We start from the raw sequence: 19,137 nt of genomic DNA, 5'->3' as shown, positions 1-19,137 counted from the left end.
TTTTTATCCGGAAAAAACGGATCAGCTCATGCGATATAGCACTTTTGGCAGGGCCTTGGTGTACTGCTCCACATCCTCCAGATAGCCCATGCTCACGCGGGACCAGTTGGTGTAGTCGCGGTAGATACCGCGGATCAAGACCTTTTCCTTGGCCATTTCCTGACGGAAGGTTTCCGCGTTCAGGTCACCCAGATCGACGAATATAAAGTTGGTCACAGACGGCAGTGCGGTCAGGCCGTGCTCCTTCAGTGCGGCGTAAACCATCTCCCGCGCTTCCTTGACCTTGTTACGGGAGAAGTCCATGAATTCGTGGTCTTCATAGCTGGCAATAGCCGCGGCCAGGCCCGCCTGGTTGAGTCCGTACCAGCCGATACCAAAGCGCTGCATTTCGGCGATGCGCTCCGGTTGCGCAATCAGGTAGCCGACGCGCATGCCGGCGAGGCCATAGATCTTGGAGAAGGTGCGGGCAACGATAATGTCGTGGCCGTCTTTCACCAGCGGAATCACGCTGTTGGCATCGCCATTGTCGGTCAGCTCGTTATAGGCCTCGTCGGCCAGTACCGTGGCTTTCTTGGAGGCCTTGATACAGAACTCGCGCATGGCCGCCGGATCGATCAGCATGCCGGTCGGGTTGTTCGGATTGGTGACCTGCACCATGGCAACAGAGTCGTCGATGGCGCTGTACATGGCCTTGAGATCGATGGCCATGGATTCCAGCTTCGGCAGTCGCTTGATGGTGCCGATATCCTGGACTTCCACAACCTTGGCGGTGGTATCCCAGAACAGGTCCGGCCCGAGAATATTGCCTTTGTGTCCGGCAACGATCGCCGCCGCGGTGAGGCCGGCGCTGGAGCCGGAACCGAGTACCACATGGTCCGGTGTCAGGCCGTGGCGTTCGGCAATCATGGATTTCAGCTTCATCACGCTGTCGCTGACGTAGTAGGCGCCCTTCTGGCTCGCCTGCATGATCGCCTTCAGCGCTTTGGGGCTGGGGCCGTAGGGGTTTTCGTTGGCATTCAATTTGGCAATACCGGGCGCCGGCCCGTAGAGTGGCGCCTTGGGTGGTGCCGTCGCGGCGCGCACGGAACTGGCGCCCCCCATGGCCGCCACGGACAGCGCCGAAGCCGCCCCGCCCAAAAACAACCGCCTGCTGATGTTATTCGTCATTATCGTTCCCCTTGGGTTGTTACATTAACTCAGAGTCTTCGCGTACATCGTTATTGAAACCAGAACCAGGTAGAGGCCGAACAACCGTTTCAGGTTGACCTCGTCGAGGCTGTGCGCCCAGCGCGCGCCGATTGGCGCAGAAATCACGGAAAAGGCAGAAATAGCGATCAGCGCCGGAATGTTGATGTAACCGATGGAGCCGAACGGCAGATCCGGTTCGTGCAGCCCCATGATCAGGAAACCAATGGCGCCGGGCAGGCCGATCAGGAAACCGATACCGGATGCGGTGGCCACGGCCTGGTGCACCGGTCTGTTGCACAACACCATCGTCATCACCGTTATGGTGCCGCCGCCGATACCGAGCAGTGATGAAAAGCCGCCGAGAAAACTCGCCAGTGATGCGCGGGCCATGCCCGTGGGCATGTTGAGCTTGCCCTTGAAGCGGTCGAACAGATGTGGAAACAGGAAATAAATGGAATAGACCAGAACACCGGTGGCGAACACGATGATCAGGTTGCGGCTCTCGGTAAACGACGCGATATAGAGCCCTACAGCCACGCCGAGCAGCACCCATATCGACCAGTCCCGCAGTACTTTGAAGTCCACTGCGCCGCGGCGGCTGTGCGCCTGGACCGATCGCGCCGAGGAAATCACGATCGAAGCCAACGAGGTACCCACCGCCACTCGCATGATTTCGTGGGTACTGTTGGGCATAAAGGGGAACACGGCCAGCAGTGCCGGAACCACCACGAAGCCGCCGCCGTTACCGAACAGGCCGGAAGTAAGGCCGGCGATCAGTCCCGCGCAACACAGCAGCAGGATAAACAGAGAAACTTCTTGAATGTCCATCGGGTCCCCTATTCATTTTTATATTTATGAACAAGGGGACTGAAGCATTAACTATGCCAATGCCAGCGATCGCCGTTGCGGGTGAGACGGGCGGAGCCGTTTGTGCGGTGGGTATTTTGCCCGCGGTGGGGTGGTGCTATGGACGCTGGCGCGGTCAGCTGCGGATAAACTGGGATTTTCTGATCCACTGATTGCCGCGGTATTTACGCGTCGGTGCCGAGGTTTTCTTGGCCCAGAAATAGTGGCGGTTGAACTGGAACTCCACGTCGTAGCCCTCCGCCAGTTCCGCCAGCGGCAGGGCCTTCCAGCTGGAAATGCGGCGTTTGCTGGTGGCCTCCAACAGGTATTCCCTGTCATTGACGATGGCCACCACCCAGGCATGCCCGCCGCCGTTATAGGTGCCGAGCGCGACCCGCGCGTCCACGCCCAGCTCGATCAACCAGTCCGCCAGCAGCAGTGCATGGTCTTCGCAATCGCCGCGCTTCTGGTAGAAGGCCTGCCGGGAGGTCTGCCAGATATCCGCGAGCCCGGCATATTGCTGGTAGTCGTACTGGTATTCCTTGCGGATGGCCAGGGTGTACAGGGGCACCCACAGCTCACGGGTTGTGAAGGGCTTGAAACCCACCAGGTAACTGTTGGCGAAGTGGTGGTGGCTGTCCAGGCCGCGGGCCGACGCCGTGGCCGAGTGGATGCCCTGCCAGTTCCATACGGACATGTAGGCGCTCTCTGCGGCACTGCGCTTGTCCACCACCCGCTGGACATATTCCTCGGTGAGTGGCTGGCTGGAACCCTGCACGCGCACGACGCCGCGCTGGCGATCCTTGATGAGCTTTCCGCCGGCGGGTGCGCCGATGGCAAATTGCTGGATCTTCTGGTCGGTTTCCTCGGTACGAGCGCGCTGCAGCTGCTCGTGCCTGCCGTACTCGCGGGCAAGTTCCGGTAGAACCAGCGCGATCCCGATACCGATTGTCATCAACCAGTTGCGCACACTCAGCCTTTCAGTCCAAAGGAAATGATCAGGGCAACGAAAATGAGGATGGTCGAAGCAAAGATGGCCACGGCCAGATTGCCGTTTTTGAGTTCGGCTTCGATGTCCACGTGCTTGAGCAGTTTCTTGTCGATAGTGATCAGCGCCAGGATACCGATAAACAGCGCGAGCAGGGTATACAGCAGGTTAATGCCGAGATTGAACAAGGTGGCAGTAAAAAATTCCAGTTCCATACTGAGAGCCGATTTGCTTCGTTGTTTTTGTGGGCCGCTATTTAATCACAATTCCGTTGTACAACTCTAATCGCCTTGGCTGCCGTGGCGGTACAGACCCGTGGCGCAGTGCGATACACTAAATGCCGATAAACAAAACGCTGCAAACTGGAGTTGCGCAATGCGCTTGATTTTCCGAATCCTGATAATTTCTTTTGTAATGACCCTGTGCGCCTGTGCCGATCGCGTAGAGGTGCCGCCGGCCCACGTTGGCAAAATTTTGACCAAGAACGGCTACAAGCCGGAAACCGTGCCGCCATCCAAGTTCCGCCTGGATATGTGCCTTTTCTACTGTGACAAACTGGTCACCCTGGCGACTGCGGATTTCGGTTATATGGAAAAATTCAAGCTGTTCATGCCCAAAGACCAGTTGAATATGAGCTTCGATGTGCGCATGACCGGCGCCATCAACCGCGCGATGATCGACAATATTTTCGACCGTATTCCGCCGGCCAACAACAATATCTCGGTGCAGCATGTATACAACACCTATGCGCAGCCGGTGATTCGCGATGTGGTGCGCCGCGTGGTGGCCAAGTACTCCATCAATGAAATTGCCTCCAGCCGCGAGGCGCTGAGCCAGGAGCTGTTTACCGCCGTATCCGAGGCCCTCGAAGGTACGCCGATTGCCGTCAGGCGCCTTGGCCTGGCGGATGTGCAGTTTCCCAAGGTGATCACCGAGGCGAAGGAGCGCGCGGCCGAGCGCCGTGAACTGATCGAGCAGGAGAAGGCCCAGTTCGAGATCCAGAAAATCCAGATGGAGCGCGACCTGGAGCGGGAGAAAATGAACCGCGCCATTGCCCGGGAAAAAGCCATCGGCCAGAAGGAGGTCAATGACCTCCTGGCAAAGTCGGTCACCGACAAATACCTCGCCTACCGCACCCTCGAAGTGCTCGACAAGATGGCGGAGTCCGACAACAAGGTGTTCGTGCCGGTGGAGGCGCTGGGCACCATCGGCCTGCAGCAGGCGGTGTTCAGTGACCAGGTCAAACACATCGCGCGCAAAGACCGCTAAACGGGGGCAGGCTTGTGACAATCAATTCGCAGATTTCCAACTGGCTGGTGGCATCACTCGGCGGACTGGCCTCCTGGGCGGTAGTGACTGCCTGCATACTGCTGGCCCTGAATATCTTCTTCCGCGTGCGCCTGTTGCGCGGCCGCGGCGAGCAGCTGCACTGGCTGCTCGATCGCAGCCTGGTGATCCGCTTTCTGTGCCTGCTGTTTTTTATCTGGGTACTGATCGGTTTCAACAGCAATGCACCGAAACTGGTGCTGGCGCCGGATTATTCGGCCGAACAGCAAGCCGAGCGGGCGATACGGGAGGGAAAGACTGCGCCGGTACAAAGCGCAGCGCCGCCGCGGGAGACCGCGGCGGAATCCAGTGCGCACCTGCAGGCGTTGCGGGACGCGCAGAAGGAAGCTGTGCTACCGGATAACGATCAATAGCCGGCGGACAACCAGACACGAAAAAGGGGCCGAAAGGCCCCTTTTTTATTGGCCGGTACCGCCATTGAGGCCGGTACCGGTGGGCATTGCCCGCTTTATTGACTAGGGCTTGCCGCCGCCTTTGCCACCGCCGCCACCGCCGGTGCTGCCACCGGGGTTGGTGCCGGTACAGGCGTTGGCACTGAGGTAATCCACAGTGGCCTTGGCCTGGACCAGACCGTAGCCGTAGGCGTTGTCGCGGCCGGCCGCGCCGAGGTCTTCGGCAGTCGCGTCCATGGCCGCGCGGATTTCACCCGGAGCACAGTTGGGGAATTCGCTCCACACCAGCGCGGCGACACCGGCGACGTGCGGTGTGGCCATGGAGGTGCCGTCGAAGTAGGCGTAGTTGCTCGGAGCAATTGTCAGCGAGGTTGTGGCACCGAGCTGGTTCAGCAGGGCCGCACCGTCGGTGTCGGAGATACCGGCGGACGGAATTGTCGTCGCAACGCCACCGAGAGTGCCGTACAGCATGCCGGGTTCATTGTTGTAGACCACGGCACCGATACCGCCGCCGGCCTGACAGTTGAGTACCTTGTCGGCGAAGCTGATATTGCCACGGGCGATCAGGCACACCTTGCCGGCTGCCGCAGTACAGGCAGTTTCGGCGGTGCCACAATCGGCCAGGGCGCCGGTGGCGGACGCCTGCGGGCTGTCTTCCATCGCGGAGGCCTCGATATCGCCGCCGGCCACAGTCAGGGTGGTGGCGAGGCCGGTACCGGTGGGCACAGAGGAGAGGACGCCGACACCGGGGCCGGACAGCTCTACCTGATCGGTCTGCTGGGAGAAGCTGGCGACGACCTTGCTGCTGTCGATGGCGGCCACGGAAACCACGGCATCGTAGGAGGCCGGGTAAGAGTGGCGGGTGTTGCCGTCGTTACCGGCGGCGGCGATGGACAGCACGCCGTCATTGGCATAGGCCGCGGCGAATGCCTGGTCCTCGGTGCGGGACTTCAACGAACCGCCGAGGCTCATGTTGATGACATTGGCGCCGTTGGATACACAGGTATCCAGTGCGCCGACGAGGGAGGAGGAGTAGGCCCAGCCACTCGCGTCGAACACCTTGACGATGTGCAGGTTGACGTTGGTATTGGGCATGACGCCGACCACACCGACGCTGTTGTTCATCGCGGCGATGGTGCCGGCGACGTGGGTGCCGTGGTGAACCTGGTCTTCATACCAGTTGCCGGCGCCGCCGGGATCGCTGGAACCGGTCACGGCGTTGCCGGACAGGTCCTCGTGCCCGCTATCGTAGCCGGAATCGATGATACAGACGGTGCGATTGCCAGCCATGCTGTCGCTGACCAGATCGGCCTGCACCATGGGGATGCCGTAGGGGACGGTCTGCGCCAACAGATAGCGCTTTGCGTCCGCTTCCACATACTCGACGTTGGGGTTGTTCTGCATGGCCTGCAGCGCGCGGGCCGGCAGGTGTGCGGCGAAGGCGTTGTGTTTGTCCAGCGCCAGTGCGCTGCGGCCACCGTTTTTCTGCATCAGCGATTTAACAGCGGCGCCTTTGCCATCCTTGAATTTAACGATATAGCGATCGTCCGCGGCACTGGATTGTGCGGACACTGCCAGCGCGACGGCACTGGCCGCGAACAGCGTAAGGGTTTTCTTCATGTAAGTAGCTCCCGAATGGGCCTGATAGAGTTTTTATAAGTGTTCAGACCACCCAGTACACTATGTACGTCTGGTTACCGCTTGCGCACGATGGTACCGACTTCTGGTGGAGGAATTGGAAAAGTAGCAGCTGATTCCACGTCGTGAAATGGGAAACTTCACCGGTGTGATGGCATTGGCAAAAATAAATCGAAGAAGTGGAATGGCGCCTAAATAGACTGAGGAGCGGGCGTGTTAACACGTTGAGATAATGTCAGCCTGCAGAAATTTTTAGTACAGCCGTACTCTTTTCCGACTTATTTCCAATGATACCCGCCCGTGCGTAAACACCTTTTGGCGCAGCTTTCTTTATCGGGGATTTCTGTCGAGGGGAGATCAGGGAGGAACCCGCCGCCACTGCTGGGCGGCGACGGGTGAAAAGTGCAGTGCTTAGCGGCCGCTGACTGCCGTCGCGCTGACCGGGTTGCCATCGGCGTCGATTTCATTGATCGGACCAATGTCCAGATCGCGAATGCCGTCGACGATTTTCTGCTTGTCGCCAACCACAACCCAGATGAACTGATCCGGTTTGACGGTTTCCTGTGCCATGGTGCGAACGCTGGCCAGATCCATATTGCGGATGCGGTCGGCATAGCCGTCCATGTAATCGAGCGGGCGATCGTAGGTCACCATACCGGAAACGGCGCCGGAGACTGCGGCAATGGTCTCGAAGCGACCGGGCAGCTCGTTGATGCGCTTGTCCTTCAGCTTCTGCAGTTCCTCGGCCTGTGCCGGTTCATCCCCGACATAGGCGTGCAGCTCTTTCTGCAGCTCCGCGAGGGATTCGCTGGTCTTGTCGGTCTGCACCGGCGCATACACCATCAGCGGCTGCTGGCCCTTGCCTCCGGTCAGGAAGGAGTAGGCGCCGTACGCCCAGTGTTTCTCCTCGCGCAGGTTCATATTGATACGCGCGGTAAAGGTGCCGCCGAGGATGTCGTTCATCATGTGCAGCGTTTCGCTGTCGGCAATTCCGTCGGACGGCGCCAGCAGGCCGCCGATAATGATGGACTGTGCGGATCCGGGCTTGTCGATCAGGTAGATGCTGCTGCCGTCCGGATAAGCCACCTTGGCCAGGTTTTTCTGCGGTACTGCCGCTTGCGGTGCGCGCCAGTCGGCGAAGTGCTGCTGCAGTTTCTGCATCAGCGTATCCATGGTGATATCGCCGGTGACCACCAGGGTGGCGTTATCCGGGCGCAGCCAGGTCTGGTGGTACTGCTGCAGGTCGTCGCGGGTCAGCGACGCGATGGATTCCTCGGTGCCGGATCCGGTCAGGGGTACGCCGTAGGCGTGATCCGTTCCGTAGAGCAGTGGCGGCAGGGTGCGCAGTGCCATCTGTACCGGGCGGGTTTTCTCCTGCTGGATGGAGGCAATCCAGCGGCTGCGCTTGCGCTCGATTTCCTCGTCGGAAAACTGCGGATGCAGTACTACGTCGGCAAACAGGTCGATGGAGTCATCAAGGTTGCTGGTCAGCGCATTCAGCTCCACCACCGATGTATCGATGTTGGCACCGGTGCTGATCTGCGCGCCAAGCATTTCTTCACGGGCGCTGATTGCCAGGGCGCTCAAGTCTGCCGTGCCCTCTTTCAGCATGGACATCGCGTAGCTCGACGTGCCGAGTTTCTTACCCTGGTCGGCGGCATAACCCGCGTCAAAGCGCAGGGACATATCCACCACCGGCACCGAGTGGCGCTCGGCCAGGACCACTTTCAGGCCGTTGTCCATCTGTGCCGTCTGCAGTTTCGGGAAAGGGACCGAAGGGAACTTGCCCAGGTCCGGCAGCTTGGAGCGATCCGCGCCCTTGTCGGCCACCTTGTAATCCGGGAACGGCATTACCTCGAGGTTGTAGTCGCCGCTGCTGAGCCAGGTCTTTGCGGCGGCCTGTACCTGTTGAGGTGCCAGTTGCTGCTTGTGGGTGATGGAATCCAGCAGGCCGTTGGGATTGTCCAGGTAGAGTTCACCGCGGGCGAGGATCACGCCCTTGCCGCTCCAGCCTCCGACCTGCTCCAGGTCGCGGGCGGCTTCGGCGTACTCACTCATGTTGACCCGCTGCAATTCTTCCCGCGTCGGACCGTCTTTCAGGAAGCGCGCCATTTCCTCATTGATGGCCTGTTCAACCACAGCGAGGTCGACGCCCGGTTTCGCATCGGCGATCACTTTGAACATCGAGGACAGTTCAAACTCGTCAGCGGAGGCGCTCACGTTGGTGGCGATCTGGTCCCTGTAGACCAGGCGCTTGTACAGTCGCGAGTTCTTGCCCTGGCCCAGAATCGCCGCGGCGAGGCTGACGGCATCGGCGTCGGGGTGGCCCATATTCGGGGTGTTCCAGACCTTGTACAGGCGCGGCTGGGCGACGTGGTCGTACATTTCGTCGCGCTTGCTCTGCTCGCGCTTGGCAATCCAGGCTTTCTTCTTGATCAGCGGGTCGCCCGCGGAAATATCACCGAAATATTTGCCAACCTTTTCTTTGGCGGTTTTCACATCGATATCCCCGGCCAGGACCAGCACGGTATTGGATGCACCGTAGTAGGTCTTGAACCAGGTCTTCACGTCTTCCAGTGAAGCGGCGTTGAGGTCTGCCATGGAGCCGATGGTTTCCCAAGAGTAGGGATGGCCGGCGGGATAGATAGCCTGCTGGATGCGCTCGTCGACTTTACCGTAGGGCTGGTTTTCCCCCTGGCGCTTTTCGTTCTGCACCACGCCGCGCTGCTCGTCGAGTTTCTCCTGGGTGATGGCGCCGAGCAGGTGGCCCATGCGATCGGATTCCATCCACAGGGCCATGTCCAGTGCATTGCTGGGCACGGTCTCGAAGTAGTTGGTGCGATCCAGCCAGGTGGTGCCGTTCATGCCAGTGGCGCCGGCCAGCTCGAAGGGTTTGAAATATTCGTCGTCGTAGTTTTCCGAACCATTGAACATCAGGTGCTCGAACAGGTGCGCGAAGCCGGTGCGTCCTGGAGTCTCGTCCTTTGAACCCACGTGGTACCAGACACCCACGGATACAACTGGTGCCTTGCGGTCCTCGTGCACGATCACGCGCAGGCCATTGGGCAGCGTGAATTTCTCATAGGGAATCTGCAGCGCTTCTGTGTTGATCTTGGCTGCAGCCATTGGCGCCGCCGGTGCACTGGCTTTTTCCGCCGCCGATTGTGTCTGCTTGGACTCGCTGCACGCAGTCAGTGCCACTGCCAGCGCCAGGGTGGCGGGCAGCCAGGGGGATTTCATTTTTTCCATAAGAAGGATTCCTTGTTGGGATTTCCCGGGTAAGTGAATTGTTGTTATCGATTCGAGAACATCGCTCTGCAGTCGCGCTATCCCTGCGGATTTTATTGCTGTTATTTCCCGCGCCGGTGCATCGATGTCAAAAGTAGACGTTGGGCGGACGGATCGCGAACAGTGAAAATTATTTATACAGTCGCCGGGATGCTAAGGCAAACAGCGCGGATAGCGATCTGACGACCCGTTGTCACACCGCGACGACGTGAAACCGCCGCACGGAGATGGGGGCGGGAGATTCACGGAGAGCAGGGAAAGATGATTGGCGAGGTGGCTAGGGCCGCCAGTTATTGGCGGCCCGGAAAGATTTCGCTGGGAGCACGGTTGTACGTCAATGGCCTGCGCTGGTCACGTCGGCGTTGAGTGCCGCGTAAACGGCGGCGACGACGGCGCCGTACCTGCCGGTGGCAAACAGGTCGCCGAGGAATTTATTGGAATTTGTACCGGCATCGACCAGAGGCGAATGTTTCTTGTTGGTCAGCAGGACGATACCGAGATCGATTTCGGGGTCGATGACGGTCAGGGTGCCGGTCCAGCCGGTGTGTCCGTAGGCCAGCGGGCCGGCGCCGCTGCCGAACATCCACTGCATGTTGGCGGTGCCGTTGCGCCGCCAGCCCAGGCCAAAGGTCGGATCCAGAGGTGATGGTGCGGTAAAGCGCGCGATGGTGTCCGGATCGAACAGGCAGACATCGCCGTAACCGCCGCCGTTCAGCATCACCTGCAGCAGAACCGCCAGCTCACCGGTGGTGGAGAAAAGGCCGGCGTGCCCGGAGACGCCGCCCATGGCGTAGTAGGCCTTTTCGTCGTGCACCTCGCCCTGCAGCGTATAGGTACGGATATGCGGAAAGTTGATGGTGCCCTCGCGGGTATTGCCCTCGGGTTCCGTCGCCGCGAAGTCCTGCGGGCGGAAGCCTTTCTGCAGTGGATTGAACAGGGTGTGATTCAGCTTGAGCGGCCGGTAAATGGTGTTCTCTACATAGGTGTCGAGTCGCTCACCGGTGATCCGCTCCACAATCAGCCCGAGCAGCATATAGTCGGTGTCGCTGTAGGTCGTCTTGCTGCCGGGTTCGTAGCGCAGGGGCAGTTTGGGCAGGAGCTCCAGCGTCTTTTCCCGATCCTGGGAAAAGAAGTCGCCGGCCACGGCGGGATTGTGAAACTGCGGATCCGGTGCAAATCCCGCGGCGTGATGCAGCAGGTCGATTACGCGCAGGGCGGCCTTCCCTTGAATGGGGTCGCCGTCGCCGTCGGCGAAGTTCGGCAGGTAGTCCCGGACCCTGGCCTGCAGATCCAGGCGGCTCTCGCTGACCAGTTTCTGCAGGGCGAAGTTGGTCGCGTACATTTTGGTATTCGATGCCAGGTCGAACAGTGTGTCGTCGCGCACCGGGGGAAAAGTGTCCAGTGGGATTCTGCCGTCAAGTTTCTTGCGGTAACCGTAGTGCGACTGTTTGACGATCTGCCCGTCCTTGATGACGACCAGCGCGGCACCGGGAAAACCGGCGGCGACATCCCGCTCGATCAGCTGGTCGACGCGGGCGAGTCCCGCCGCGGAAAAGCCGACGCTCTCCGGTGACGCGGCCCGCTGCAGTGTCGGGAAATGGCAGGCCGCGGGCGCGGCAGTGGCCGGCGTGGCCACGGCGAAGGCCGCCAGCAGGGCGGTAAAGAGTGCAGCCGTACGCCGGAGGCGGTCGAAGTGCAGTAGCGAAACGAGCATGGTGGAACCTCAAAATCCCGCGAGCGCTGGCAGCGCGAAATAATTTATTTTTCTACTGTTTGAGGTTGGTAATATTCTATTCCGGGGCGCCGGACGTCAAGTGAGGCGGCGGTGCGCGCGAGGCGATGCGTGGCAGTAGTGATTGGCAGATGTGAAGGGAAGGCTGCGGCGCCGACATCGCCAGCGGACTGGCACCGCTCTCCTGTTGCCCGGATCAGTAGGCGCCGCGGATCAGTTCGATACCGGGCTGCAATGCGCGCTGCCAGGCGTCCGTGATGCTGTCACTGTGTTCCGGGTCGTGCCGGCGGACAGTGTCCAGCAGCGCATCGAGCCACTGCCGGTAGAGATCCGGGCGAATGTTATATCCACCGCGGGAATGGCTCTCGCCCAGGGCGCGGAGCTTGGTGTCCGGCATGCCGCGGGCGTGCAGGATCAGCTGCAGTATGCCGTTGCGCAACAGGTGGCGCTGCTGCTTCATGTCGGTGTCGACGAACATGGCGCGGACTTCGTCGCTGCTGCCCATAAAGCGATCGTAGAAATCGACAAAAAAACGCTCGTTTTTACAGCAACGGCCGTAGCTCTGGAACACGATATCGGCGTCTGCATTTTCCATGTCGAGTCTCCCTGAGGACAAAGCGGTCTATTAACCATGCAGTTGGTGGGGAAATGTGGCGGGATTGTATCCGCTATCGGGGATGCTGCAAGGTTTTTCCCGCCGGCATGTCGGCTTGTGTTGACGTGGATACTGTCGCCGCTGATCTGTCAGCCGGGACTGTTTTCATCCCGCAGAGTGATGGTGGCGGAGCCATCTGCCAGCAGTGTTGTGGTGACGCTGATCGGCCGGCAGCAGACTTCGCAGTCCTCGATGTAGTCCTGATCGCCCGCCGACAGGTCCACCAGCAGGGTGATTGGTTCGCCGCAGTAGGGGCAGTGCCCGCCGTATTCCTCCAGCACAGGCATCAGTGTTTTTCCGGCAGGTAGCGGGACACCCAGGCCGCCAGGGTGTCCGCCACATAATCGGCGTCCTCGCGGCGGGTCAGCAGGTGGTCGGCGCCGTCCAGGCTGATGAAACTCTTCGGGTGCATGGCGCGGTTATAGATATCCGCCGCTTCGTCGATGGATACCGTCTGGTCGACCGGGGAGTGGTAGATCAGCAGCGGTCGCCCCAGATCGTGGACGTAGCCCATCTGGTGATTGTCCAGGTCGTCGAGAAACTGTTTCTTGATCGTGAATGGCCGCCCGGCCAGCTCCACCTCGGCGTGGCCGTGCTCCTCGATGGTATCGATGGCACAGGCGAACTGATGAATCACGTGATCCGGGTCCGCCGGCGCGGCGATGGTGGCGATGGCCTGTGCCTCGGGAATCTGTGCGGCCGCGGCCAGTACTGCGGCACCGCCGAGACTATGGCCCACCAGCAGATCCACCGGGTGGTGCTCGCGCTTCAGGTAGTCGGCAGCACTGAGCAGGTCCTGCACGTTCGACGTGAAGTTGGTATCGGCAAAGTCGCCCTCGCTGTCGCCGAGCCCGGTAAAGTCGAACCGCAGTACCGCAAATCCCAGTTCCGCCAGCCGGCGACCTACCCGCGATGCGGCCAGCACATCCTTGCCGCAGGTAAAACAGTGCGCGAACAGGACATAGCCGCGCGGATCGCCCGCCGGTATCTCCAGAACGCCGGCGAGTGTCGCTCCGCTACTGCTGCTAAAGGTCACCTTGCGGCGCTGGTTGCGTTTACCCATGGCGGCTTGATCCGATTCCTGCTGTCAGCGCTCAATGGTAGAGACCCCGTTTTTTGCCGGCAAGTGACAGCGAATCGCGGTGAAAGTTGAAGTTTTTGCGGTTATGTAAAAATGACAGCGTTATCAGCGTTTCGCCGGGCGCGTGTGGTAATCCAACTACAGAACGGCTTGATATACTCCGCGCCGGATCGCTGCCGTGTGGGCGGCGGCGGTCACATCAGCTTATAATCCGCGCCCGTTTCAGGGGCTGTGTGTTCGTCCCGAACTTCAAGTGAGCAGTTACCAGCAGAGAGGATTGGCTATGGCGGTTAAATTGATGACGGATCTGGATCTGGCGGGCAAGCGCGTACTGATTCGCGAAGACCTGAATGTTCCGGTAAAGGGTGGAGTTGTCACTTCCGATGCGCGTATCCGCGCAGCGCTCCCCACGATCAAAGCCGCCACCGCGGCGGGCGCCAAAGTGCTGCTGATGTCCCACCTGGGCCGCCCTACCGAAGGCGAATATGCCGATGAATTCTCTCTGGCGCCGGTCGCCGAACACCTGGGCAAACTGCTCGGCCGCGAAGTGCCGCTGGTGAAAGACTGGCGCGACGGCGTCGAGCTGGCCGATGGCGACGTCGCCCTGCTCGAGAACGTCCGTTTCAATACCGGCGAGAAGAAAGACGATGAGCAGCTGGCGCAGGCCTATGCCAAGCTGTGCGATATCTTCGTGATGGATGCCTTCGGCACTGCGCACCGCGCCCAGGCCTCCACCCACGGCGTGGCGAAGTTTGCGCCGGTTGCCTGCGCGGGCCCGCTGCTGGCCGCCGAACTGGACGCGCTGGAAAAGGCGCTGGCCAAACCGGCGCGCCCGATGGTCGCCATCGTCGGTGGCTCCAAGGTGTCCACCAAGCTGACCGTACTGGAAACCCTGGCCGATAAAGTCGACCAGTTGATCGTCGGCGGCGGCATCGCCAACACCTTCCTCGCCGCCGCCGGCAAGCCGGTGGGCAAATCCCTGTGCGAACACGATCTCACCGATACCGCCAGTGCGCTGATGCAGAAGTGCGATATCCCGCTGCCCACCGACGTGGTGACCGGCAAGGAATTCAGCGAGTCCGCGGCTGCGGAAACCAAGTCCGCCGATGACGTCGCCGACGACGACATGATTTTCGATATCGGCCCCGAGTCGTCCGCGCAGCTCGACGAAATCCTCAAGGGCGCCAAGACCATTATCTGGAACGGCCCGGTGGGGGTGTTCGAGTTTGACCAGTTCGGTGGCGGCACCGAGCGCCTGTCGAAGGCCATCGCGGCCAGTGATGCCTTCTCCATCGCCGGCGGTGGCGACACCCTCGCGGCGGTGGACAAATACGGTATCGCCGACAAGGTTTCCTATATTTCTACCGGCGGCGGCGCGTTTCTTGAATATGTAGAAGGCAAGACCCTGCCGGCAGTGGCGATGCTCGAGAGCCGCGCCGCCGAGTAAGGTTGGTTGTAGCGATTCAGAGCGAAAAAACAGAGCCGGGCACACCCGGCCGCTCAAACCGTGCCGGCATGTGGTCGCCGGCACCGGTCACCCCGGCTCAGATCGGGGGGCCACCTGGAAGAAGATGACAGACTAGAAACCAAAGGTATTGTCCATGGCACTAATCAGCTTGCGTCAACTGCTGGATCACGCCGCCGAACACGATTACGGTGTGCCCGCGTTCAACGTCAACAACCTGGAGCAGATGCGCGCAATCATGGAGGCGGCCAAGCAGACCGACTCCCCGGTGATCGTGCAGGCGTCCGCCGGCGCGCGCAAATATGCCGGCGCGCCTTTCCTGCGCCACCTGATCCTCGCTGCAATCGAGGAATTTCCGGAAATTCCGGTGGTGATGCACCAGGATCACGGCACCAGCCCGGCGGTGTGCCAGCGCTCCATCCAGCTGGGCTTCAGCTCGGTAATGATGGACGGCTCCCTGCAGGAGGACGGCAAGACTCCGGCCTCTTACGAGTACAACGTCGATGTCACCCAGCGCGCAGTGGCCATGGCCCACGCCTGCGGTGTTTCCGTCGAGGGTGAACTCGGCTGCCTGGGTTCCCTGGAAACCGGCATGGCCGGCGAGGAAGACGGCGTGGGTGCCGAGGGCAAGCTGTCCCACGACCAGCTGCTGACCGACCCGGAAGAAGCCGCCGACTTCGTTAAGAAAACCCAGGTGGATGCGCTGGCGATCGCCTGTGGCACCAGCCACGGCGCTTACAAGTTCACCCGTCCACCGACGGGCGACATCCTCGCTATCGACCGCATCAAGGAAATCCACGCGCGCATTCCCGATACCCATCTGGTCATGCACGGTTCCTCCTCCGTGCCGCAGGAATGGCTCGCGGTGATCAATGAGTTCGGTGGTGAAATTCCGGAAACCTACGGTGTGCCGGTTGAGCAGATCTGTGAAGGCATCAAACACGGCGTGCGCAAGGTCAACATCGATACCGACCTGCGCCTGGCCTCCACCGGTGCTACCCGCCGCTTCCTGGCCGAGAACCCGTCCGAGTTCGATCCGCGCAAATTCTACAAAGCGGCCATGGTCGCGATGAAGGATATCTGTGTGGCCCGCTACGAGGCCTTCGGTACCGCCGGCAATGCCAGCAAGATCCGCGCCCTCAGCCTGGACGCCATGTCCCAGCGCTACGAGGCCGGCGAGCTGCAGCCGCAAATCAAGTAAGCGCGCAGTGCTCTAAAAGGCGGGCCTTGTGCCCGCCTTTTTTTTGCTGGCAGCGGATTAGGCCGCAGGCAAACTCGCCGCGTCAGCACCGCCCGAGCACATCGGCGACAAACCGTTCCAGCACGCCCGCCCAGTCGGCGCGGTCCCTGCGGCGAAACCCTTCGCCGAAACTCAATTCAAACCACAGTGAACCTTCGCCGGCGCGGTACGGTGGCGGCAGCACGGCGATGTCGTGCTCGGCGAGCCATGCAGTTGCGCGCGGCAGGAACTCGGTTGGATCGGCGTCGACACGCAGCCGGAACATACTGGTCTGCGGTTCCAGCGGCCAGGTCTGTACGCCGTTGACGGCGTTGAGCTGTTCGGCGAACCAGCGCGCGTCGTCGCGATAACTGGTCATGTTGGGCAGGTAGGTCGCCAGCCCCTGGCGGGCGGCGATGACGTACGGATAGAGCGCGTACAGGTTGCCGCCGGCGCGGCGCTGCCAGACCTTGGCGCTGGCAATGAAGTCGGCATCACCGGCCAGCACGGCGCCGGCGATGCCACCGAGATCCTTGTAAAAGCTCACGTAGACCGAATCGAACAGCGCGGCGATCTCGGCCAGCGAGCGGCCGTAGTGCGGCGGGCATTGCCATAGCCGGGCGCCGTCGAGGTGCAGCTTGATGCCCTGTTCGCGCGCCCACTGCGACTGCGCCACCAGGTCGTCCCAGCCCGGCAGCTGGCCGCCGATCTCGCGCATCGGCAGCTCCAGCAGGATTGCCGCCAGCGGGTCGCGCGCCGCCTGTTGCAGGTCGGCCAGTGTCGGCACCTCGGCCGCGGCGCCGAGTGTGATGCCTTTCAGCCCGTACAGCACCTGGTAGGCATTGTGCTCGTGCAGCTGCAGGTGGCTGGTCGCCGGCAATGCCACATAGGGTGTGCGTGCGCGGTCGGCCCAGAGCCGCAATGCGATCGGCTGCGCCTGGGTGCCGCTCGGCATAAACACGGCTGCCTCCTTGCCGAGCAGTTCGGCGACCTCGTGTTCGAAGTCCTCGATCAGCGCGCCGCCTCCGTAGACGTCGGTTTGCTCGTCGTCGCCGACGGCGTCGGCGAGCTGTTGCAGTGTCGTTTTCAGGCTTTGCGGCGTGTGGCGTACGCTGCTGTGCGTGCAGGCGCCGAAGGCGGTGCGGTAAGCGGCAATCAGTTCAGCGGTCATTTCGGGCTCCGGTATCCAGTCGGTGTGCACGTTAGCGCAAAAACTGCGCTAAAGCAGCCGCGGGCGATGCTGCGCTCGCGATGTCGGCGGTGATTGGCGCACACCACCCCGCACAAAAATGCAGTACCATTGAGTCAATGGACCTCCTGCAAGATTTCAATACCGTCGAACACAGCCCGGTAATCCGGCGGCCGGACTATTCGGCATTGCGCCAGCAGCTGCCTGCACTGGATTTCAGCGGTGCGGAACCGCTGTTGCCGTCGATGCAGGATTACCGCAATTACTACCAGCTGCAGTTTCCGCAGGCACACAAGACCGGTGTGGGCACCTTTCAGGCGGCCGGGTTCGATCTCGTGGCCCAGTACTGGTTGCAGGAGAATCCGCGCGGCACCCTGTTTATCTGTCACGGCTATTTTGACCACACGGGTATCTACGGTGCGGCTATCCGCTTCGGACTCGAACGCAATCTCAACGTGGTGATTTTCGATTTCCCCGGGCACGGGCTGTCCAGCGGTGAGCCGGTGGCCATCGATACCTTCCTGCAGTATCGGCAGGTACTCGACGGACTGTTGCAGATAGCGCGGGATAAACTGCCCGGTCCCTGGCACGCAATGGGCCAGAGCACCGGCGGCGCCGCGCTGTTGGCCTACCTGCAGTACAGCCGCTGGCAGCCGTTCGACAAAATATTCCTGCTGGCACCGCTGATTCGCCCGGCGCGCTGGCACGTGCGCAAGTGGATGTTCTACCTGGGCCGCTTCTTTATGCTGGCGCCGGAACGCGGATTCAATATCAACACCCACGATGCCGAATTCGCCCGGCGCCAGGCGCACCGGGATCCGCTGCAGTCGCCGGTGATGTCGATGCGCTGGCTGGCGGCGATGGTGGACTGGCTGAAGACCTTCCCGAAAACCGCGAAAAATCCCAAACCGATTCTGGTGCTACAGGGCACCGGCGACGAGACCGTTTCCTGGCGCTACAACATGCGCGCGATCCGTGACCGCTTCCCCAATAGCAAGCGCGTCATTATCCGCGGCGCCCGCCACCAGATGATCAACGAGACCCAGCCCTATCGCCACCAGATACTGGCGGCGCTGGACGAGTGGCTTAATACCTGAGCGGGTTGCGCCACAGATCCTTCCTAGGGCCTGTTCACACTAAATTCGCAGGCCGCGACGACGGCCGTTTTTTCGCAAGGCAAGGCGTAGTGAGCGCCTTGTGGCCGGCCACATAAGCGAACTACAACGCAGCATTGCGGAAAAACGGCCCGTCCCTTCGGGTTGCGCCCCAAAACGGGCCATGCCGCGTTGCTCGTCGCTCATTTAGCACGCTAAACCATGCTCCTCGCGTCTTGCCTGGCCCGTTTTGGGGCGGCAACGCGACCAGCGAATTTAGTGTGAACAGGCCCTAGACTACCGCTTTGCGCTGTAACTGCAGTTTGCGTCGCTGTGCCAGCGCATCGACCGAGTAGAGCACCAGACCGCCCCATACAAAGGCAAAAGTCAGCAACTTGTTGTGGTCGAACGGCTCGTGGAACATCGCTACGGCCACCAGCAGTTGCAGTGTCGGCGCGATGTACTGCAAAAAGCCCACCGTCGACAGGTTCAGCCGTCGCGCGGCGATATTGAACAGCAGCAGCGGTGTCAGGGTGATGGGGCCGGCGAGCAACAACAGCCCATTGAGCTGCCAGTCATTGTTCAGCGGATTGCTGCTGGGGCTGGTGCTCCAGACCAGGTAAGCCAGTGCCAGGGGCAGCATGTACAGCGTTTCCACGGCGAGGCCGGTCAGGCTGTCCACCGGCGCGCGCTTGCGCACCAGGCCGTAAAAACCGAATGTCAGTGCCAGGAACAGCGCGACCAGTGGCAGCCGCCCAAACTGCAGCAGGTACCAGCCGATGCCCACGGCGGCGAGGCCGACGGCAATCCACTGCAGCCGGCGCAGTCGCTCGCCCAATACCAGCACGCCGAGCAGGACATTGATCAGCGGGTTGATGTAATAGCCGAGGCTGGCGTCCAGCAGGTGCTGGTTGGTGATGGCCCAGATAAACACGAGCCAGTTGCTGCCGATCAGCAGCGCTGACAGCGCGAGTGTGCGCATTTTTCTGTGGTCGCGCAGCGTGGTGCGGAAATC

General features: G+C 61.1%; 17 protein-coding genes. 5 read left to right on the top strand and 12 right to left on the bottom strand.

Annotation, left to right across the window (positions count from 1 at the left end; genetic code table 11):
- Positions 1-21: 21 nt before the first annotated feature.
- The 4 genes from IG168_RS05475 to IG168_RS05460 form a co-directional block, all read right to left on the bottom strand.
- Entirely contained in the window at positions 22-1,167 is a 1,146-nt protein-coding gene (locus IG168_RS05475) for a pyridoxal phosphate-dependent aminotransferase (RefSeq protein ID WP_193162649.1), read from the bottom strand.
- 24 nt (positions 1,168-1,191) lie between these two features.
- Positions 1,192-2,016, bottom strand: coding sequence for a sulfite exporter TauE/SafE family protein (locus tag IG168_RS05470; protein WP_193162647.1), 825 nt, complete (start codon positions 2,014-2,016; stop codon positions 1,192-1,194).
- Between the two features lie 154 nt (positions 2,017-2,170).
- Positions 2,171-2,989, bottom strand: coding sequence for a transglutaminase-like domain-containing protein (locus tag IG168_RS05465; protein WP_193162645.1), 819 nt, complete (start codon positions 2,987-2,989; stop codon positions 2,171-2,173).
- Between the two features lie 17 nt (positions 2,990-3,006).
- Positions 3,007-3,237 carry a DUF350 domain-containing protein gene (locus IG168_RS05460; protein WP_193162643.1) on the bottom strand — a complete coding sequence of 77 codons (231 nt, stop codon included), beginning with the start codon at positions 3,235-3,237 and terminating at the stop codon, positions 3,007-3,009.
- 160 nt (positions 3,238-3,397) lie between these two features.
- Here IG168_RS05460 and IG168_RS05455 point away from each other — a divergent pair, with 160 nt between their 5' ends.
- Both IG168_RS05455 and IG168_RS05450 read left to right on the top strand, forming a co-directional pair.
- Positions 3,398-4,291: an SPFH domain-containing protein gene (locus IG168_RS05455; RefSeq protein WP_193162641.1), complete on the top strand. Its 894-nt coding sequence runs from the start codon at positions 3,398-3,400 to the stop codon at positions 4,289-4,291.
- A 14-nt stretch (positions 4,292-4,305) separates the two neighbouring features.
- On the top strand, positions 4,306-4,722 hold the full coding sequence (locus tag IG168_RS05450; RefSeq protein WP_193162639.1) for a hypothetical protein: 417 nt from the start codon (positions 4,306-4,308) through the stop codon (positions 4,720-4,722).
- 102 nt (positions 4,723-4,824) lie between these two features.
- On the opposite strand, the gene IG168_RS05445 is transcribed toward IG168_RS05450, so the two are convergent.
- From IG168_RS05445 to IG168_RS05420, 6 genes are all read right to left on the bottom strand, one after another.
- Positions 4,825-6,381 (bottom strand): S8 family serine peptidase, encoded by a 1,557-nt coding sequence (locus tag IG168_RS05445; RefSeq protein WP_193162637.1) that lies wholly within the window; start codon positions 6,379-6,381, stop codon positions 4,825-4,827.
- Between the two features lie 429 nt (positions 6,382-6,810).
- Positions 6,811-9,648 (bottom strand): M16 family metallopeptidase, encoded by a 2,838-nt coding sequence (locus IG168_RS05440; RefSeq protein ID WP_193162635.1) that lies wholly within the window; start codon positions 9,646-9,648, stop codon positions 6,811-6,813.
- Between the two features lie 373 nt (positions 9,649-10,021).
- Entirely contained in the window at positions 10,022-11,401 is a 1,380-nt protein-coding gene (gene pbp4b, locus IG168_RS05435; protein WP_193162633.1) for a penicillin binding protein PBP4B, read from the bottom strand.
- A gap of 214 nt (positions 11,402-11,615) precedes the next feature.
- On the bottom strand, positions 11,616-12,014 hold the full coding sequence (locus IG168_RS05430) for a globin (RefSeq protein ID WP_193162631.1): 399 nt from the start codon (positions 12,012-12,014) through the stop codon (positions 11,616-11,618).
- 149 nt (positions 12,015-12,163) lie between these two features.
- Positions 12,164-12,361 carry a CPXCG motif-containing cysteine-rich protein gene (locus IG168_RS05425; protein ID WP_193162628.1) on the bottom strand — a complete coding sequence of 66 codons (198 nt, stop codon included), beginning with the start codon at positions 12,359-12,361 and terminating at the stop codon, positions 12,164-12,166.
- Complete coding sequence (locus tag IG168_RS05420) at positions 12,361-13,137, bottom strand: alpha/beta hydrolase family protein (protein WP_193162626.1); 777 nt, start codon at positions 13,135-13,137, stop codon at positions 12,361-12,363. The genes IG168_RS05425 and IG168_RS05420 overlap by 1 nt, the downstream gene beginning before the upstream one ends.
- Before the next feature lie 301 nt (positions 13,138-13,438).
- On the opposite strand from IG168_RS05420, the gene IG168_RS05415 reads away from it, so the two are divergent.
- Positions 13,439-14,602: a phosphoglycerate kinase gene (locus IG168_RS05415; RefSeq protein ID WP_193162624.1), complete on the top strand. Its 1,164-nt coding sequence runs from the start codon at positions 13,439-13,441 to the stop codon at positions 14,600-14,602.
- A 154-nt stretch (positions 14,603-14,756) separates the two neighbouring features.
- Positions 14,757-15,821 (top strand): class II fructose-bisphosphate aldolase, encoded by a 1,065-nt coding sequence (gene fba, locus IG168_RS05410; RefSeq protein WP_193162622.1) that lies wholly within the window; start codon positions 14,757-14,759, stop codon positions 15,819-15,821.
- Positions 15,822-15,903: 82 nt separating this feature from the next.
- Here fba and IG168_RS05405 read toward each other — a convergent pair whose 3' ends face one another.
- Positions 15,904-17,010, bottom strand: a complete 1,107-nt coding sequence (locus IG168_RS05405; protein ID WP_193162620.1) for a threonine aldolase family protein — start codon at positions 17,008-17,010, stop codon at positions 15,904-15,906.
- A 137-nt stretch (positions 17,011-17,147) separates the two neighbouring features.
- Here IG168_RS05405 and IG168_RS05400 point away from each other — a divergent pair, with 137 nt between their 5' ends.
- Positions 17,148-18,125, top strand: coding sequence for an alpha/beta hydrolase (locus tag IG168_RS05400; RefSeq protein WP_193162618.1), 978 nt, complete (start codon positions 17,148-17,150; stop codon positions 18,123-18,125).
- Between the two features lie 289 nt (positions 18,126-18,414).
- Here IG168_RS05400 and rarD read toward each other — a convergent pair.
- A partial coding sequence (rarD, locus tag IG168_RS05395; RefSeq protein ID WP_193162616.1) for an EamA family transporter RarD occupies positions 18,415-19,137 on the bottom strand: 723 nt, incomplete at its 5' end.

It is taken from the genome of Microbulbifer hainanensis, assembly GCF_014904735.1.
Lineage (GTDB): Bacteria > Pseudomonadota > Gammaproteobacteria > Pseudomonadales > Cellvibrionaceae > Microbulbifer > Microbulbifer hainanensis.
Note: the sequence above shows the minus strand (reverse complement) of the source record. Positions and strands in the feature narration are given on the sequence as shown.

Coding starts and splice junctions, on each gene's coding strand:
- IG168_RS05475 (WP_193162649.1), bottom strand. CDS start 1,167: ATGACGAATAACATCAGCAGGCGGTTGTTTTTGGGCGGGGCGGCTTCG.
- IG168_RS05470 (WP_193162647.1), bottom strand. CDS start 2,016: ATGGACATTCAAGAAGTTTCTCTGTTTATCCTGCTGCTGTGTTGCGCG.
- IG168_RS05465 (WP_193162645.1), bottom strand. CDS start 2,989: ATGACAATCGGTATCGGGATCGCGCTGGTTCTACCGGAACTTGCCCGC.
- IG168_RS05460 (WP_193162643.1), bottom strand. CDS start 3,237: ATGGAACTGGAATTTTTTACTGCCACCTTGTTCAATCTCGGCATTAAC.
- IG168_RS05455 (WP_193162641.1), top strand. CDS start 3,398: ATGCGCTTGATTTTCCGAATCCTGATAATTTCTTTTGTAATGACCCTG.
- IG168_RS05445 (WP_193162637.1), bottom strand. CDS start 6,381: ATGAAGAAAACCCTTACGCTGTTCGCGGCCAGTGCCGTCGCGCTGGCA.
- IG168_RS05440 (WP_193162635.1), bottom strand. CDS start 9,648: ATGGAAAAAATGAAATCCCCCTGGCTGCCCGCCACCCTGGCGCTGGCA.
- pbp4b (WP_193162633.1), bottom strand. CDS start 11,401: ATGCTCGTTTCGCTACTGCACTTCGACCGCCTCCGGCGTACGGCTGCA.
- IG168_RS05430 (WP_193162631.1), bottom strand. CDS start 12,014: ATGGAAAATGCAGACGCCGATATCGTGTTCCAGAGCTACGGCCGTTGC.
- IG168_RS05425 (WP_193162628.1), bottom strand. CDS start 12,361: ATGCCTGTGCTGGAGGAATACGGCGGGCACTGCCCCTACTGCGGCGAA.
- IG168_RS05420 (WP_193162626.1), bottom strand. CDS start 13,137: ATGGGTAAACGCAACCAGCGCCGCAAGGTGACCTTTAGCAGCAGTAGC.
- IG168_RS05415 (WP_193162624.1), top strand. CDS start 13,439: ATGGCGGTTAAATTGATGACGGATCTGGATCTGGCGGGCAAGCGCGTA.
- fba (WP_193162622.1), top strand. CDS start 14,757: ATGGCACTAATCAGCTTGCGTCAACTGCTGGATCACGCCGCCGAACAC.
- IG168_RS05405 (WP_193162620.1), bottom strand. CDS start 17,010: ATGACCGCTGAACTGATTGCCGCTTACCGCACCGCCTTCGGCGCCTGC.
- IG168_RS05400 (WP_193162618.1), top strand. CDS start 17,148: ATGGACCTCCTGCAAGATTTCAATACCGTCGAACACAGCCCGGTAATC.